The organism is Methanobrevibacter sp. (assembly GCF_030539875.1).
Taxonomy (GTDB): Archaea; Methanobacteriota; Methanobacteria; order Methanobacteriales; family Methanobacteriaceae; genus Methanocatella.
On sequence record NZ_JAUNXI010000010.1, the window covers coordinates 58,218 to 74,173 of the forward strand.

General features: G+C 33.2%; 18 protein-coding genes. 5 read left to right on the forward strand and 13 right to left on the reverse strand.

Annotated elements, in window-relative coordinates; genetic code table 11:
* Nucleotides 1-311: 311 nt before the first annotated feature.
* The 8 genes from Q4Q16_RS05365 to Q4Q16_RS05400 form a co-directional block, all read right to left on the reverse strand.
* Nucleotides 312-1,109, reverse strand: a complete 798-nt coding sequence (locus Q4Q16_RS05365) for a hypothetical protein (protein ID WP_303346696.1) — start codon at nucleotides 1,107-1,109, stop codon at nucleotides 312-314.
* Nucleotides 1,096-1,410: a hypothetical protein gene (locus tag Q4Q16_RS05370; RefSeq protein ID WP_303346697.1), complete on the reverse strand. Its 315-nt coding sequence runs from the start codon at nucleotides 1,408-1,410 to the stop codon at nucleotides 1,096-1,098. Before Q4Q16_RS05370 ends, Q4Q16_RS05365 begins: the two co-directional genes overlap by 14 nt.
* The gene (locus Q4Q16_RS05375) at nucleotides 1,395-1,580 is read right to left on the reverse strand and encodes a hypothetical protein (protein ID WP_303346698.1); all 186 of its coding nucleotides are present in this window, start codon (nucleotides 1,578-1,580) and stop codon (nucleotides 1,395-1,397) included. The genes Q4Q16_RS05370 and Q4Q16_RS05375 overlap by 16 nt, the downstream gene beginning before the upstream one ends.
* 47 nt (nucleotides 1,581-1,627) lie before the next feature.
* On the reverse strand, nucleotides 1,628-2,212 hold the full coding sequence (locus Q4Q16_RS05380) for a hypothetical protein (protein ID WP_303346699.1): 585 nt from the start codon (nucleotides 2,210-2,212) through the stop codon (nucleotides 1,628-1,630).
* Between the two features lie 308 nt (nucleotides 2,213-2,520).
* Nucleotides 2,521-3,108, reverse strand: coding sequence for a hypothetical protein (locus Q4Q16_RS05385; protein WP_303346700.1), 588 nt, complete (start codon nucleotides 3,106-3,108; stop codon nucleotides 2,521-2,523).
* A 1-nt stretch (nucleotide 3,109) separates the two neighbouring features.
* Nucleotides 3,110-3,700, reverse strand: coding sequence for a hypothetical protein (locus Q4Q16_RS05390; protein ID WP_303346701.1), 591 nt, complete (start codon nucleotides 3,698-3,700; stop codon nucleotides 3,110-3,112).
* A 7-nt stretch (nucleotides 3,701-3,707) separates the two neighbouring features.
* Nucleotides 3,708-4,406 carry a DUF6882 domain-containing protein gene (locus Q4Q16_RS05395; protein WP_303346702.1) on the reverse strand — a complete coding sequence of 233 codons (699 nt, stop codon included), beginning with the start codon at nucleotides 4,404-4,406 and terminating at the stop codon, nucleotides 3,708-3,710.
* Nucleotides 4,407-5,636 carry an LL-diaminopimelate aminotransferase gene (locus Q4Q16_RS05400; protein WP_303346703.1) on the reverse strand — a complete coding sequence of 410 codons (1,230 nt, stop codon included), beginning with the start codon at nucleotides 5,634-5,636 and terminating at the stop codon, nucleotides 4,407-4,409.
* Nucleotides 5,637-5,853: 217 nt separating this feature from the next.
* Here Q4Q16_RS05400 and Q4Q16_RS05405 point away from each other — a divergent pair, with 217 nt between their 5' ends.
* On the forward strand, nucleotides 5,854-7,296 hold the full coding sequence (locus tag Q4Q16_RS05405) for an ATPase (protein WP_303346704.1): 1,443 nt from the start codon (nucleotides 5,854-5,856) through the stop codon (nucleotides 7,294-7,296).
* A 33-nt stretch (nucleotides 7,297-7,329) separates the two neighbouring features.
* Here Q4Q16_RS05405 and Q4Q16_RS05410 read toward each other — a convergent pair whose 3' ends face one another.
* Nucleotides 7,330-7,791 (reverse strand): hypothetical protein, encoded by a 462-nt coding sequence (locus Q4Q16_RS05410; RefSeq protein ID WP_303346705.1) that lies wholly within the window; start codon nucleotides 7,789-7,791, stop codon nucleotides 7,330-7,332.
* 8 nt (nucleotides 7,792-7,799) lie between these two features.
* Nucleotides 7,800-9,470 (reverse strand): glutamate--tRNA ligase, encoded by a 1,671-nt coding sequence (locus Q4Q16_RS05415; protein ID WP_303346706.1) that lies wholly within the window; start codon nucleotides 9,468-9,470, stop codon nucleotides 7,800-7,802.
* Nucleotides 9,471-9,583: 113 nt separating this feature from the next.
* Here Q4Q16_RS05415 and Q4Q16_RS05420 point away from each other — a divergent pair, with 113 nt between their 5' ends.
* From Q4Q16_RS05420 to Q4Q16_RS05430, 3 genes are read left to right on the forward strand one after another with little or no spacing between them, the layout of a single operon-like run.
* Nucleotides 9,584-10,588, forward strand: coding sequence for a tetratricopeptide repeat protein (locus Q4Q16_RS05420; RefSeq protein WP_303346707.1), 1,005 nt, complete (start codon nucleotides 9,584-9,586; stop codon nucleotides 10,586-10,588).
* Nucleotide 10,589: 1 nt separating this feature from the next.
* Entirely contained in the window at nucleotides 10,590-11,597 is a 1,008-nt protein-coding gene (locus Q4Q16_RS05425; RefSeq protein ID WP_303346708.1) for an aldo/keto reductase, read from the forward strand.
* Between the two features lie 2 nt (nucleotides 11,598-11,599).
* Nucleotides 11,600-12,412 carry a class I SAM-dependent methyltransferase gene (locus Q4Q16_RS05430; RefSeq protein ID WP_303346709.1) on the forward strand — a complete coding sequence of 271 codons (813 nt, stop codon included), beginning with the start codon at nucleotides 11,600-11,602 and terminating at the stop codon, nucleotides 12,410-12,412.
* Nucleotides 12,413-12,535: 123 nt separating this feature from the next.
* Here Q4Q16_RS05430 and Q4Q16_RS05435 read toward each other — a convergent pair whose 3' ends face one another.
* Both Q4Q16_RS05435 and hcp read right to left on the reverse strand, forming a co-directional pair.
* Nucleotides 12,536-12,865, reverse strand: coding sequence for a cupin domain-containing protein (locus tag Q4Q16_RS05435; protein WP_303346710.1), 330 nt, complete (start codon nucleotides 12,863-12,865; stop codon nucleotides 12,536-12,538).
* A gap of 2 nt (nucleotides 12,866-12,867) precedes the next feature.
* Nucleotides 12,868-14,175, reverse strand: coding sequence for a hydroxylamine reductase (gene hcp / locus Q4Q16_RS05440; protein ID WP_303346711.1), 1,308 nt, complete (start codon nucleotides 14,173-14,175; stop codon nucleotides 12,868-12,870).
* 121 nt (nucleotides 14,176-14,296) lie between these two features.
* On the opposite strand from hcp, the gene Q4Q16_RS05445 reads away from it, so the two are divergent.
* Nucleotides 14,297-15,073 (forward strand): TrmB family transcriptional regulator, encoded by a 777-nt coding sequence (locus Q4Q16_RS05445; RefSeq protein ID WP_303346712.1) that lies wholly within the window; start codon nucleotides 14,297-14,299, stop codon nucleotides 15,071-15,073.
* A 2-nt stretch (nucleotides 15,074-15,075) separates the two neighbouring features.
* Here Q4Q16_RS05445 and Q4Q16_RS05450 read toward each other — a convergent pair whose 3' ends face one another.
* On the reverse strand, nucleotides 15,076-15,861 hold the full coding sequence (locus Q4Q16_RS05450) for an ADP-ribosylglycohydrolase family protein (protein ID WP_303346713.1): 786 nt from the start codon (nucleotides 15,859-15,861) through the stop codon (nucleotides 15,076-15,078).
* Between the last annotated feature and the right edge of the window lie 95 nt (nucleotides 15,862-15,956).

The following is a 15,956-nucleotide window of genomic DNA, read 5'->3' on the forward strand; positions in this document are numbered from 1 at the left end:
TAAATAGTATTAATAAAATCAATCCAAACCAATTAAAATACCAAAAAATTGAAAATAAACAAATAACACTATATAAAATACATAATTGATTATTATTTTTAATTTTATATGATGATATGTAAATAATTAATGACAATGAGATGTCAACAATAGTGGTTATAATTAATGGCATTATCAAATCAATATCAAAAAGTTCATTAAGATTAAATCTAACTACCATAAATATAATAAATAAAATCCACAAAATAATATACATTAAAGCAATATATCTTGCTAATTGACGACCTTTATTCTTTCCTACAAACATGTTATTACCTCCACATCATTGATATTAATAATGTGGTTGTTAAAATTAATGATAAAAATGCATATTTTTTAAATCCTTTTTGTGTTTTTAATTCAAATGGAATTATGTTATTAATTTTATCTGGAGACAGTACAAAGCAAAATAAACAGAATGATAGTAAAAAATAAAATAAACTATGATTCAAAGACATTCCATTTTGAAAAATACTTTTAAATATCCATAAAAGTGAAATGCCCATTGGACCATTACAAACCATAAGAGATAACATATAATAATAGAATGGATGATACCCAAAAGTCATGCTATTTTTAAGGTCATTTAAATACTCTCTGCTTTCATTATTATATACATTTAATTTCAAAAACATAAATATTGGTGGGAAAAATTCTATTAAACTAAAAGCAATAGAGGAATACAAACCGCCCTGTTTAAAAGCTAAAATTCCAATACAAGTAGATAATAATCCACTAACTCCAAATAGAATGAAAACCATTCCCTGATATGAAATTCCTGGATGCATCATATCGAATAAGACATATTTTCCATTTAAATAATCACGTTTATAAATAATTAAAATTATTATCAGTGATGAAAAAGATAAACCCATAAATGAAATTAATAAATAACTAAAATCTCCAATTAAAAAAGTAATGAAAACTGAAGTAATGAATGATAAGAATTCACATTCTATAATTAAACCCAATGCATAATATTTTAGTTCATATGAATTCAAATCTCTCCAACTAGTCCTCATAATCTCAGCGAATGATTTCATAATATACACTATTTTATTTATTTTCAATTGCATCTTTAAATACTTGAGGAATAATATTAGTATTGAAAAAAATAATTATTTGATCAATAACTGAATCATCATAATTGTTTTTTAATATTAACTCAATTGGACCATATCTAATCAAATTCTCATCAATATTGATTGAAGTTATAGTTGCAATTTTTCCTCCTTTTGAAAGTATTATTCGCTCAACCGTAACTTTGGTAATTTGGGTGCCTATTTTTAAAGAACCTCCTAGCCCAATAAAAGATAAAACATTATCTAAAAGGAAAAATGCTGCATCAATATATGTTATTTCCCCATCCAATAATCCATCAGCATATAATAATCCAACTTCTCCTGATGCAAATAAAAATATTCCGCAATAGATAATGGAATATCTCCTGTAATTAATCCACCTGCTGTAAGAGTAATGCCTGCTGAAACTAACTCTCCACCTACAATTCCCACAATTAAATTAGTAAAAAACGATTCCACTTCAGATTCATCATTTCCAAGAGGATTATTGAATAAAATACTATTTATTAATAATTCTCAACTGATTCTAAATCAGAATACTCATTACTTGATTTATTTAATATTTTTTCACCGTATTTCCATGCATTTTCGGTAATATTGTCATGATAACAGGGCATTGTTCCTAGTAACCCATAATTGCTAAAGTAATCCCGTACAATATCAGTTTCCAAATCTAAAAACCATAAATTACTATTATCATAAGCATGTTTGATAAAAATATAACCATTGCTTGTGAAAATCTCCAGAGTTTCATTGTTCATATAACTTTCAATTAAACCAAGAGTAACACTGCCAATCTTTGTGGTATTCCATACATTATTACCCACCAATTGTTCAACTAAACTGAAACTGAAACTTGTAGCAAAATTAAACTTCCAAACATCACTATGGTTTCCTATTGTTTCACGACCCATATTATGGTCAGACTCACCAGTAATATACAAACTGTTATAATCATTACATAATGAAACACATACAGGACTGATACGCTCCCATGTTACATTAAAATTACTTGCTGATCCATCAGCAACACAATCATTTTCATAAATCACAAGCAAAGGTGTTAAAAAAGTACCATATGCCGCTTTCATCAAACCAGGACCATATAAATCTTTTTAATCAAAACCAATATTATAAATACATACTTAAATCGTTTTTGGGGAAGAGAACATAGGAATATATTAAAAAAAAAAATACTGCCCATGTTAAAAAGAATGCTTTGAAATTCAATTCACGATTAAAAAGGACATAACAATTATTCGACAGATAATCATGAAACAACAGTAAAATTCCATCCGAAATCAAGATCATGGCAATAAAACTTTCAATTGAATGATAAACAATAATGAAATAACCAAATACAATAAAAACACTTATATGATAATAAAAAAGAATAAAATCAACGTAACTTCAACGGGTGATTTTCACACATCGGGTCCTTAATAATATTTCTTTTCTGATGGTATTTCAAAAAGTAAAGCATCCACTGGTTGGAAAGTTCGCGAAGGGATGAATCGTCTAACCTTTCAAATGGTGAGAAGAAGTCCATCTGATCTCCCCCAACGGCAATAGCTATCTCATCTGTTTCAATCAACATGAAAAAGTCATTTCGGATATTGTGAATGTCAAAATCTTCAACAACAGAAACTGTTTTTTCTTTTTTATAATTATGGTAAAAGGTATTTAAGTATTCGAAATCTATGAATTTAATATCCCTGACCTTAAACAATACTTCCTCACTTAACAGATGATGTTTATAGTTATATTTTGACAGAAAATCAATATCCCATATATTATTGTAAAAGGCTGAGAAAAAAGAATCTTGGGCAAATCTGACAACCAGAGAAAAGCTCTCATCCATTCTCGGAGTCCCGAGTTCCACATCCATAAACTGCAAATAAATTGAATCTTGAGAAATTTCAATTGAAACTAATTTACCGGAATTAATAATAACATCCCGAATTAACTTTAAAGACCTTGTATTCATCCTAACACCTATTCTTAACGAAAACTTCATATGCCCCTTCAATTTCATATTCCTTTTCGGGACTATATGACTTATCCCACTTGAAGGGGTTAATTTCAATTTGATTGTTAATAGACTCATCCCAATTAATAGAGAAATTTTCCTCTTTCAGATATTTGAAAACGGTTTTACCGATTTCAAGTGCCTTATCTTCATTATTTTCAAAATCACCAAATGTTATTTTTAATTTGCTGTCAAAAACAGCTTCCTCAACATCTTCAAAAGTATAAAAACAAAAACCTTCAGCTGAGAATTTATTATTATTCAGATGGACAAACAGTTCAAATGCATCGTTTACCCCCTCTTTGATATCATAGCCGCAATTATGAACAGCTACAATGCCTTCACAAGCCAGGCCATTAAATGCATTTTCTAATTTTGCAAAGTTTTCATTTGAAAAATTATTAGAAGAAACAGAAAGACAGGACAAATCAATATCCTCATCAATAAACTGGTCTTCCAGTATCTCCATCATTTCCTCATTGTCAAAAAATCCGGATTTAGCAAGCAAATCTTTCATATATTCAAATTCATCAGCTAAATCTTGATTCATAAAATCACTATTCCTCATCACCAAACATTAAAATACGGGTGATATTTCCTCTTTCAGTAAATCCTGCCATAACGCGGGCTTCGCCAATTTTGGCTAGATAAAATTCATCGTGAGGTTTAAAGCTATATCCTTTAAGCTTTGTATATGCTTCAAAAGCTACTTTCGGGAAAACATTGAAATTCTTTTGGAAAGTGTAGAAAGTATCTCTAAACTTTTCAACAGAATTATTTTCCTCGATTGAATCGGACTTGACTGCTACAAAAATATCCAATCCATCATCTGAAACTGCATAATAACCGTCAAAGCCTAAAATAGAGGTTGAAGCCATGGCAATAGTATGGCAAAAATCAAAATCTGCTTGAATTAATGGGGAGTTGAATTCAGGAACTTCAAATTTATCTCCAATTTCTTTGATTTCTAATGCGGAGAGAATTAAATCTTTACCAAAGATATCTTCATTATCCCATGCCCATGCCCACTGATTTAAATCCTGTGAGTAGAAACCTAGTATTTGAACAGGCATTTCAATATCATTGAAGGAAATTACAGCATTTTCTATATCCAAATCTCCAATGGTCTCACCAATCAATTCTGACAGGTTTTCCTGTTTGTCAAGGGCTAGTGCCCCATACTTTGATAAAATTGTTTTAAATGAGTCGCCTTCTTCGATTGCTATTTCTTTTTCTATTGTTTTCAATTTAAACACCTAAAATTCTAATTTTGAAATTCTGTCCATTGCCTCTTTAGTATTTTCCAACGTATTAAATGCAGTAAGTCTCAAATAACCTTCACCGCTTGGACCAAATCCTGAACCTGGAGTTCCAATTACGTTTGCCTCATTTAACAATAAATCGAAAAATGCCCATGAATCCATGTTGTTTGGAGTTTTAACCCAGATGTATGGTGAGCTTATTCCTCCATAAACTTCCAAACCTATATCGGACAAACTTTCGCGAATAATCTTTGCATTTGCCATGTAATAGTCAATGACTTGCCTAATTTCCTTTTGACCTTCCTCAGAATAGGTGGCTTCTGCTGCTTTTTGCACAGGATAAGACACACCATTGAATTTAGTTGTTTGTCTTCTACTCCACAACGGATTAATTTCAACTTCCCCTCCTTCACTGTCATATCCTACTAACTGTTTTGGAACAACTGTGTATGCGCAACGGGTTCCTGTAAATCCTGCAGTTTTTGAAAAGCTTTTAAATTCAATAGCTACTTCTTTTGCACCTTCAATTTCATAAATACTGTGAGGAACATTATCTTCATTAATAAATGCTTCATAGGCAGCGTCAAATAAAATAATGGCTTTGTTTTCTTTTGCATAATCAACAAATACTTTTAACTGATCCTTGGTTAAAGTGGTTCCGGTCGGATTGTTCGGATAGCATAAATAAATAATATCAACAGGTTCGGACGGCAACTCCGGAATGAATGCATTTTCAGCATTGCATTTAAGGTAGGTTAAACCTTCATAAACACCATCTTTCATCTCACCTGTTCTTCCGGCCATCACATTGGTATCAACATATACTGTATAAACCGGATCGGTTACTGCGATTTTATTGTCAATGCCGAATATTTCCTGAATATTACCGGTATCACATTTAGCACCGTCGCTGATGAATACTTCTGAAGTGTCAATGTCAACACCGTATTTTTTATAGTCGTCTTTAATAGCCTGTGCTAAAAATTCATAACCTTGTTCCGGCCCATAACCCATGAATGTATCGGCATTTCCCATCTCCTCAACAGCCTCACTGAATGCTTTTACAACAGAAGGAACTAATGGCTTAGTAACATCCCCAATGCCCATTTTTATTACATTGGCATCAGGATTCTGTTTTATAAATTCCGCTTCTCTTCTAGCTACTTCAACAAAAAGATAACTGCTTTTTAATTTAAGATAATTCTCATTGATTTTAACTACCATTATTAATCCTCATAATAAATTATTAATCTAATATATATTTTATTTAAGCATATATAAAATAATTGTTAAATTAAAAATCATGTTGAATAAAAATTAATTTATAAAAAAAGTTTTTCTTCAACATGGATAAAAAAAGAAAGTGTGAAACAACATAATAATATTTAAATTAAGGAATATTATAATATAATATTAAGATTAAAATTTTAGGGTTGGAAATATGAATGAAATTACAATATTAATTTGGATAACTATTTTAATAATTGGTATAATAGCCATTATAGTCGTTAAATTACATTATAAAGGTAATGAACTCGAACAGGACGAAGGATCAATTATTCCAGGCAGTGAAAGTATAAATGGAATATTGTCTAAAGGAAAAGAAAAAATCAGTTCCAATAAGTTATCTGAAACAACCCAAAAATCTCAAAATATTAATTTATACCCGGAAAACACCCCGACTTCAAATGATGACGCATATATTGTTCCGGAAGCTAATAATAACGACTTGCCAAATTATGAATATGAATCTGCAAACCAAGTTCTTATTGATTACGGGAATAAAGTTAAGAAATTTCAAGAACCAATAAAACAAAACCAGATGGATATTATGACTCAAAATAAAGAAGACAAAACCGAATTAAAAGATTTGTTCACAATTGATGAATTAATTAAAGAATCTAAAAGAAAAGATGATGAAAGAGATAAAGAAACACCAAAACCTGAAGATGATAAAGAATTAATCGAACTTAAGGAAAGCATTAAGAAAAGACATGAAAATAAATCCGAACCTCTCATTGAGGAGATTGTTAATGAACCTGAAACAATCAACGGTTTATTGGATAAAGAAGAAAAAGAAACAGAAGAAGACTCTGGTGAAATAGAAACATCCACCGCATCACAAAAAAACATTGATGAAGCAATTACTTCTGTTTATAAAGAAGAAAAAGAAAAAGAGAAAAGTGTTTCTAAAGACAAAGACATTACCGACGCTTTATTAAACCCTAATAATGATGAAATCGACATTCCTAATGAAGAAATAAAAGAGCCAACCCTTAAGTCTCCAAATAAAATAGGGGAAACAAAAGATTATGAATTCGGAGCTCCTATTGATGATGCAAATATATTTGGAGATGATGATGAAGGTATGGATCTGGACTATAGAAAAGATTTAGATAGGATTACCAACAAAATCAAAGGTTCAAAACTCTTCCAGGAAGTTAAAGATAAACTAAATCCCGAAGCAGAAGAAATACCTCCTCATGATGACGAGGAAACCTACATCAGAAATGTCAATGAATATGAGGAATTTGAACCTATTATAAATGAAACCCATATTGATTATGAATCACTCTACGAGGATGCTGATGAAAGATTAAGACAAGAAAACAGCCGCAGAGTTTTCAACATAGCAAATGCTCCTGAAGCAGAATCTTCACAACAAAAAGTTGGAATGATTAAAGACAAACCTGAAAGAGACAATATTAAAATAAAAATAAACAACAATGAACTTGTGCTTAAAAAAGGAGATGAAATAATCTTCAATCATTTAGGTGAAACCTATTCAAGTCAGGTTTACGCTATCAACGGTGATGATATCTCTGTTAGGTACAGACGTCAGAATATTAAAATTAAACCGGAAGATGTTAAAAAGATATACTGAAATATCTTTTTAATCAATCCTTTTTTTAAAAAATTATTCATTAAGCTTATAACCGCCATCTTCCACAATATATTTAGGAACACTGATTTTTAAAGAACGGATAATGTCTAAATAAAAATTATCAAGTTCCCTATCTGCATAAGGATAGGTAAACTCAAAAATATATAGATTATCATCCTCAACATATAGAAATTCATTACGCCTGATTTCTTTTTCACCATCTGAAAAAGAAGAAACCACCATATAGTAAATATCATCATTAATCGGAACGAAATCAGACAATATCAAATCGATTCGGGGGTTGCTGCCAATATTGTTTTCAATATCCTCTTTTATAGCCGGAAGACCTGCCAAAGTAGGAGTTGTTGAAAATTTAATTGACATTGGAATCTGAGTATTTACAATATACAAATCAGTGAATTCGTCTTTAGTACTGACAGGTTCAAAATCCTTTGGTATTTGGAGGGTTGAAAATCCATTTGTAAACATAGTCATAATATCATCTACTTATGCGCATAATAAAATACTAGTTCCCCGTCTCTGATTTCATCTAAACGGGCAAATCCTACTCTTTCAAATTGGACAATGTCGCCGACTTCCAAATCACGGAGTGCACCTTCACCAAGTCCTGTTTTAACAGATGCATCATCCATTACGATTTTAACATCCACATTATCTTCAGTCGGAACCCATTGAATAATTCTGGCTTTTACCTCTCTTGCATCTTCAAAAGAAGTTGAATGATAACTTACCTTGCCTTCATTAATTTCAACATTAACCGCATCCATCAGTCTAAAAAGCCCGTCTGCAATGTCTTCTTTTGCTAAATATGCACTTCCTTCAAATGGCAGTATCCTATTTCCCCTTTCAGTGTGGTCCGCATGGAGAGGTCTTTCGATTAAGACTTCACCATCAGAGTATCCGTCAACCTCGATTTTTACAGGTTCTTCACAGAAGAAATATCTGTTTGCAATTGGCTCGAGGAAATTGCGATTTAATCCGTAGATTTTTTTCCAGCTAATAGCTGAATCAGCCATTTTAACACCTATTTCGGTTATTAAATTATAAATGGTTCTAGGATCAATTCCCCTTCTTGCAATAGCCCTTAAAGTTCCAAGACGAGGATCATCCCATCCGCTATAAGTTCCGTCTTCAATTCCAGCCATTGCCTTTGAAGTGCTGAGTGCAATATCTTCCATTTTAAGCCTTCCATAATGGATAAATTCAGGCAGATCCCATCCCATATGGTCGTATAAGTATTTTTGCTTTTCGCTGTTTGCCAGATGATCCTTACCTCTTAAAACATGAGTCATTCCCATTAAATGATCATCAACTGCAACAGAAAAGTTCATCATCGGATATATTCTGTATTTAGTACCTAAACGAGGATGCTCTTCATCAACCAATCTCATTGCAACCCAATCACGAATAGCAGGATTCTTATGATTAATATCTGTTTTTACCCTAAGTACCGCTTCACCGGTTTTTAATGTGTCGAATTTATCCCACAGTTCAAGGTTTTCATCTACACTGTTATCCCTGCATGGGCAAGGTTTGCAATTATCTTTAAGTTCTTTAAATGTTGCTCCATCGCATGTGCACATGTAAGCTGCGCCATTTTCAATTAGCTGGCGGGCGTAATCATAATAAATCTCAAATCTGTCTGACTGATAAATTACTTCAGATGGAGTAATGCCCAACCATTCCAAATCCTGCGGAATCATTTCATAAGCCGGTTCAAATACCCTTTTTGGATCTGTGTCCTCTATTCTTAAGATTAATTTTCCGTTGTGTCGTTTTACATATTCTGCATTTGGAACAGCTGCTCTTGAGTGTCCAATATGCAGAGGTCCGCTTGGATTTGGAGCAAAACGCAACACAATGTTTTCATGAGTTCCTGGAAGTTCCTGAAGTCCTTCTTCTTTAGTTTTTGGTTTTTTCTCTTGGACTTCCACACCAAATGATTCCATTTCACTTGCTTGCTCTTCAATGGATAAAGCATTGACTTTTGCTACAATTTTACCTGCTAAGGGACCGATTTCTTTTGCCTTACTTCTAAGTTCCGGTTCATTTGACATGATAGAACCTATTACAGCACCGGGATTTGCGCTTCCCTTGTGTTTGGCTGCGTTTAATAAAGCATGTTTATAAACAATTTTTTCTAAATCATTCATTTAATCATCACAATTTAATTAATTTAATATAAAAATAAGCATTATTATTTATCTAATTGAAGATATATAAATATTAAGATAAGATTAATTTAAAAAAAATTTAAGTTGATATAATGAGCGATATTATTAAAAAAGCAAAAGAGGATATTGAAAAAGAAAATTATAAGGATGCACTTATCCTTGCAAGAAAAAGGCATTCAAAAGACGATATTAATGACTATATATCAATTTTAGATTTGTTAATAGAAGCTAATTATCTGCCGGCACTTGAAGAAAAAGGAATATATTATCAATATTATGATGAGACACATGACAACGGGGATTACGGCGAGAAATACTTTAACGAATATTTAGAACTGCAACCTAATTCAATCAACGTATTATGCGACAAGGCAATGTCCCGGTTTAACAAAGGAGACATTGATGAATCTTTAAAATACATGCAAAATGCATATAAAAACTATAGCAATTACTCTAAAATAGAAAAGCCGAGGATTTCAAAAAAAGAACTATTAATCAGTAAAATTGAACTCTTAATCAAAGCAAAAAGATACGAAGATGCTTTAACTCATCTCAACAACTATGAAAATCAGTTTGGAGGCAGCCAGAAATCTGATTTATACAAAGGCCAAATGCTTCAGAAGAACGGTAAAAATGAAGAAGCACTTGTGTATCTGGAAAAGTCACTTCTTGAAGAAGACACATTAATCGGGTTTAATGCAAAAGGCGATGCATTATTTGAACTTGAAAGATATGAAGATGCCCTGAAAGAATACAGAAATTGTCTGGATTATGAAAGTAAAATTGAGGGCGATTTGGAACTCGTTACCAATTTCAACTATAAGGCCGCTTTCTGTTGTGTTAAACTTGAAGATGACAAAAATGCCATTAAATTCCTAAACAAAACAATCAACATGTTAAATGAACATGGCAGGCTTCCGAAAGACATTGAATCCATCTATCAGAAATGTTCCTTTGAAAAAGAGAGAATAATGAAAAAAGGAACAGTTGAAGATGAGGAATTTAGAAAAACCAAATTCTTTTCAACTAAAAATTCATTCATTATTCTGATTATTGTACTGATATTATACATCCTGCTAAAAATGAATGGTTATTAAAATGAGACTTGGAAAAACAAATCTTGAAGTGAATAAAAATGGATTTGGTGCCCTTCCAATCCAGAGAATAAGCGAGAAGGAATCTAGTGAAATACTTAGAAAAGCATATAATAACGGAATTAACTTTTACGATTCAGCGCGTTTTTACACTGACAGTGAGGAAAAGCTTGGAAATGCATTTGAAGATTTTGGCGAAAATATCTTCATCGCCACAAAAACCGCGGCAGAAACTCCTGAAGACTTTTGGAGTGATTTAGAAACTTCACTTAAAAACTTAAAAAGGGACTACGTTGATTTATACCAGTTTCACAATATCTCTTTCTGCCCCAAAGCGGATGATGAACTATACAAAGCAATGCTTGATGCTGAAGAGGAAGGTTTAGTAAAACACATTGGAATTACAACACATAAAATTTCCCATGCCCATGAAGCACTAGACTGCGGACTTTATGAAACCCTACAATATCCTTTTTCATATTTAAGCGGCAGTGACGAGATAATGCTTGTTGAAAGATGCAAACAATTAGATGTAGGTTTTATTGCAATGAAGGCTCTGGGGGGAGGTTTAATTAAAAATTCCAAAGCAAGTTTTGCATATATTAATCAGTTTGATAATGTTCTGCCCATCTGGGGAATCCAAAAGATGGAAGAGCTTGACGAATTCCTATCCTATGATTCAAATACCATTTTAACTGATGATTTGAGAGAAAATATTGAAAGAGATAAAAAAGAGCTTGGAGTAAACTTCTGCAGAGGCTGCGGATACTGTATGCCATGTCCTGAAGAAATCAACATTAGTTTATGTGCTAGAATGTCACTCTGGATTAGGCGTTTTCCAACTGAACCAAATTTAGATGAAAAAACTCAAGAAATTATGAATCGCACAAAAGACTGCAGCGAATGTTATTCCTGCGTTGACAAATGTCCATATGAACTGGATATTCCTGAACTCTTAAAGGAAAACTTCAAAGACTATCAAAATGTTTTAAGTGGAAAAACAAAGGTGTAAAGATGAAACAATGTATTGAAAATCCGAATGAAATAGACTGGGTAAAATTTTGGCAAGAACGCTTAGAAAATAAAATAGATAAAGATTGGGACAAAGCAGCTGCCGGATTTTACAAGCGAACCCGAAAAGACGACTATCAGGACGCATTATTTGATAAATTAATTTTAGATGAAAATGACACAGTTCTGGATGTTGGCTGTGGTGAAGGAAGCGTTACAATTCCAATAGCTAAAAAGGTAAAAAAGGTAATTGGACTCGACTCTTCCGGCAAAATGTTAGAATATCTCGAAAAAAGATGCAGAGACAATAACATTGAAAATGTTGAAACCGTTCTAAAGCCAATTGAAGAAATCAGACATGAAGATATCGGTGATGTTGATGTTGTAGTCTGTTCCAGATCACTTAACGGGATTATTCCAATTGATGAGACACTATCCGAACTTAATAAAATTGCAAAAAAATATGTTTTTATAACTGTTTTCGGACCTGAAAACAAAAAAATCGAAAAGGATTTTGAAGAGGAACTCGGCAGGAAAACAGAAAATTTCCCTGATTACAACTATCTATTTAATATCCTGTTTAACTTAGGAATCTATGCAAATATTGAGAGATTTGACCTTAATAATTACCGTGAGTATAACAGCATCGAGGAAGCTATGGACAACGGCAAATTCAGACTCGAATTATACAGCGATGAGGAAAAGGAGCTTCTTAAAAAATATCTGGAAAGAATTCTTACATACGACCAGGAAAGTCAAAAATACTATAATGTTAAAGATAAGGCGGACTGGATTATGGTATGGTGGAAAAAATAAGTGATGAACATTTTTCGATTTTAAAATATTAAAACAAGGGTTAATATCAGGTAAATTCACCCAATATAACCCTGATTTGATAAAATGTGGTATAAAATTCTATTTAGTTAGGATAAAATGAAATTAATTTGATTTAATCATGGTTAAAATCATTTTAAATGGAGAGTTTTCAGCCTGAAGCGCATGAGGTTCATCTGCAGGCATTATGATTATTTCTCCTGCACTGACAGTATTTTTTACACCTGAAATTGTAATTTCAGCTTCACCATCAATAACCTGAACCATTGCATCAAAAGGAGCTGAGTGTTCAGACAATCCCTGGCCCTGATCAAAAGCAAAGAATGTAACTGTACCTAACTCTTTTTTGATTACTTCACGGCTTACAACACTGTCCTTCTGATAGTCCAGCAATGACTGTATATTCAAAGCTTTGGATTTAATATCTTCATTCATAGCTATTCTCCCATGATTTTTTTAATATCAACTAGAGCGTTACCTGAAGTTGGTGTTAAATTATAGTTTTCAACCAACACATTTAAAATGTCATCATTACACCATGCAGGAAGTACAGGTCCAATCCACATGTCTGTTTTTCCAAGATATAGCAAAGCCCAAAGTACTGCAGCTGCTTTCTGTTCCATCCAGCTTAAGACAATTGTTAACGGCAAGTCATTTAATTCCATGTCAAACAATTCGCATAAAGCCAACGCCACGTCAACTGCAACAATGGTGTCATTGCACTGACCTACATCCAGCAATCTTGGGATTCCTTCAATGTCGCCTAAATCCAAGTCATTGAATTTGTATTTTCCGCATGCCAATGTCAAGACAACAGTATCCTGCGGTAAATTTTGTACAAATTCCCTGTAGTAGTTATTGTGTTTAGATGCCTTGTCACATCCCCCTACAACAAAGAATCTTCTGATTTTACCTTCCAGTACTAATTTTTTGATTGCATCTGCATGCTCCACAATAGCTCCTGCACTCCAGCCGGTAGTAATTGTGGTTAATTCTTCAGCTTCAAGGGAACCAAGAGATTTTGCACATTCGATTACCTGTGAAAAGTCATAATCCTCAATAGTTTTAACACCTTCAAGTTTAGCCACATCCATAGTGAACATCCTTTCCTTATATGCATCATGTGCAGGCAATACACAGTTGCTTGTTCCGACGATAGCAGCATTGTATTTTTTAAAGATTGTTCTTTGATCGTGCCATGCCCCGCCTAACTGACCTGCCAAGTTTTCATATTTATTAAGTCCGGGATATCCGTGAGCAGGCAGCATTTCGGAGTGGGTGTAAACTTTAATGTCTGTTCCTTCAACCTGCTTTAATAGCTCTTCTAACGCTTTCAAGTCGTGGCCTGTTATAATAATTGCAGGTCCTTCCTGTGCACCCACTTTTACTTCAACAGGTTGCGGTTCACCGTAAGCTTCGATGTGCGCGTCCTTAAGTAATCTCATTACATCTACACTGAATTTGCCCGCTTCAAGAGCAAGAGCAACCAAATCTCCTGCATCAAAGTTGACATTGGTTAATGTGGTGTATAGGCCTTTTGTTAAAAATGCATCAATTTCAGGATCGAATTTACCCAAAACATTTGCATTATAGTTATAAGCACTGATACCTTTCAGGGTGAATATTAAATTATCCTGCAATCTTGCTACAGTCGCGTTTTTACCACAAACCCCACTTACAGTACATCCTGTACCTTTTGCGGTTTGGGAACATTGATAACAAAACATATCTAATCCATCTGCCATAATAATTACCTCTTTTAAGATTGTTGAATATATGTTAATCAATTTTAGAATATAAATATTTTGTCACTTTTCAAGGGGTAAAAGTAAGTATTAATATATGATATAAAACAAACCAATATACATGAAGGAAAGTATAGCTACACTTAAAAGAATAGGACTTACAATGTATGAAGCTCAGGCATATGTAACACTTACTTCACTAATCTCCTCAACGGCAAGTGAAATAGCTCAAAAAGCGGGGATTCCAAGAAGCAAAATATATGATGTTCTTAAAGGACTAATAACTAAGAACTATATTGACGTTGAAGATGGAAGACCTCTAACATACTCTGTAAGATCCCCCGTTGAAGTATTGGGCCGTGAAAAAAATAGAATAAACTCACAGTTAGACGACGCAATAACAAGGCTGACATACATCTATGAAAACGGAATGAGCCAAGTTCAAGCGCCGATCTGGAGAATATACGGAGTCGAAAAAATCATAAATCAGGAGGTTGAGATTATTGCACTTGCAAAATCATCCGTAAATATGAGAATAGGATTTTTATTTGAAGGGGAAGGAGAGGCATTACTCAAAGCATTTAAAAAAAGACGAGGTTTAAAAGTAAATATTTTAGCCTCACCCACATGCTACATTAACGAAGAAGAGGTTAATATCCTTAAGTTATTTGAAGATTCAGACGTGAACATTCAAAAAGCGGACGTGCCATTTGTTAAAGTCCTAATTTCCGATTCCAAGGAAATGATGCACACCTATACAAAGTTTAGTGAAGATAAAAGAAATGTAATTCCCGAAACGGCAATAGGAATATGGAATAAATACGAAGTTATTGCAAGAAACTATGACGAGAGGTTTATGAACCAGCTGAACAAGTTACAAAAGAAAAATAAAAAATAAAATCACATAAATTTTTCTTCAAAATCAATGAAAACATTCAACAAGTCAAAATTTAAGCGGTTGATGGAATTATATGCAATTTCTTTAGAAACATCCCAATATGCTGATGCAATGCTTCCGGCTATTGCTGCCTGCGTATCGGCATCTCCTCCAAGGGAAACTGCATTCCTAATAGTGTCTTCAAAAGAATCACCCTCTAAAAAACAGATAATCGCTTCAGGAACACTGCCTGCACATGAAACATCAAAAGAATAATCCGGCCGTATTTCATCAACACTCCTGCTTAAATCATAACTGTAATTAGCCTCAACATGATTTTTAATTTTATCTTTACCTGCACCATTTCTTGCAAGGTAAATTGCATCGGATGTTGCAAGCGCTCCTTTTAATCCTTCAGGATGATTATGGGTTACAACAGCTGAGATTTTTGCCAGCTTTTGAGATTCCACCAGTGAATCTGCAGCCCATGAGCATGGAGACACCCTCATTGCAGATCCGTTTGCCCAGCTTCCATAAGGTTTGGGATTGCTTTCACCTAACCAGTTTTTAAAGCTTCTGCCATAACCTATATCGGGATATATGTTGCCCCAATACTGCAGTTGCCTAACCAATAATTCCTGTGAATTCATATCCTTTATTAACCAGTTTGCAACAGCCAGTGTCATTACGGTATCATCAGTAAATGTGGAGTTATGTTTGAAAAGTTTAAAATCTTTTGTCTTGATTGGATTAAACTCCCTGGTTGAGCCAACTATATCCCCGCCAATTGCTCCAATAATTCCTTTCATGAAGATATATTGATAGCAAATAGTTAATAACATTAATGTAAAAGGCACTTTCAAGAACTTAAGTGATTTTTAGTAAATCGCATTATTCTCATCCC

Coding starts and splice junctions, on each gene's coding strand:
- Q4Q16_RS05380 (WP_303346699.1), bottom strand. CDS start 2,212: ATGAAAGCGGCATATGGTACTTTTTTAACACCTTTGCTTGTGATTTAT.
- Q4Q16_RS05385 (WP_303346700.1), bottom strand. CDS start 3,108: ATGAATACAAGGTCTTTAAAGTTAATTCGGGATGTTATTATTAATTCC.
- Q4Q16_RS05390 (WP_303346701.1), bottom strand. CDS start 3,700: ATGAATCAAGATTTAGCTGATGAATTTGAATATATGAAAGATTTGCTT.
- Q4Q16_RS05400 (WP_303346703.1), bottom strand. CDS start 5,636: ATGGTAGTTAAAATCAATGAGAATTATCTTAAATTAAAAAGCAGTTAT.
- Q4Q16_RS05405 (WP_303346704.1), top strand. CDS start 5,854: ATGAATGAAATTACAATATTAATTTGGATAACTATTTTAATAATTGGT.
- Q4Q16_RS05410 (WP_303346705.1), bottom strand. CDS start 7,791: ATGACTATGTTTACAAATGGATTTTCAACCCTCCAAATACCAAAGGAT.
- Q4Q16_RS05415 (WP_303346706.1), bottom strand. CDS start 9,470: ATGAATGATTTAGAAAAAATTGTTTATAAACATGCTTTATTAAACGCA.
- Q4Q16_RS05420 (WP_303346707.1), top strand. CDS start 9,584: ATGAGCGATATTATTAAAAAAGCAAAAGAGGATATTGAAAAAGAAAAT.
- Q4Q16_RS05425 (WP_303346708.1), top strand. CDS start 10,590: ATGAGACTTGGAAAAACAAATCTTGAAGTGAATAAAAATGGATTTGGT.
- Q4Q16_RS05430 (WP_303346709.1), top strand. CDS start 11,600: ATGAAACAATGTATTGAAAATCCGAATGAAATAGACTGGGTAAAATTT.
- Q4Q16_RS05435 (WP_303346710.1), bottom strand. CDS start 12,865: ATGAATGAAGATATTAAATCCAAAGCTTTGAATATACAGTCATTGCTG.
- hcp (WP_303346711.1), bottom strand. CDS start 14,175: ATGGCAGATGGATTAGATATGTTTTGTTATCAATGTTCCCAAACCGCA.
- Q4Q16_RS05445 (WP_303346712.1), top strand. CDS start 14,297: ATGAAGGAAAGTATAGCTACACTTAAAAGAATAGGACTTACAATGTAT.
- Q4Q16_RS05450 (WP_303346713.1), bottom strand. CDS start 15,861: ATGAAAGGAATTATTGGAGCAATTGGCGGGGATATAGTTGGCTCAACC.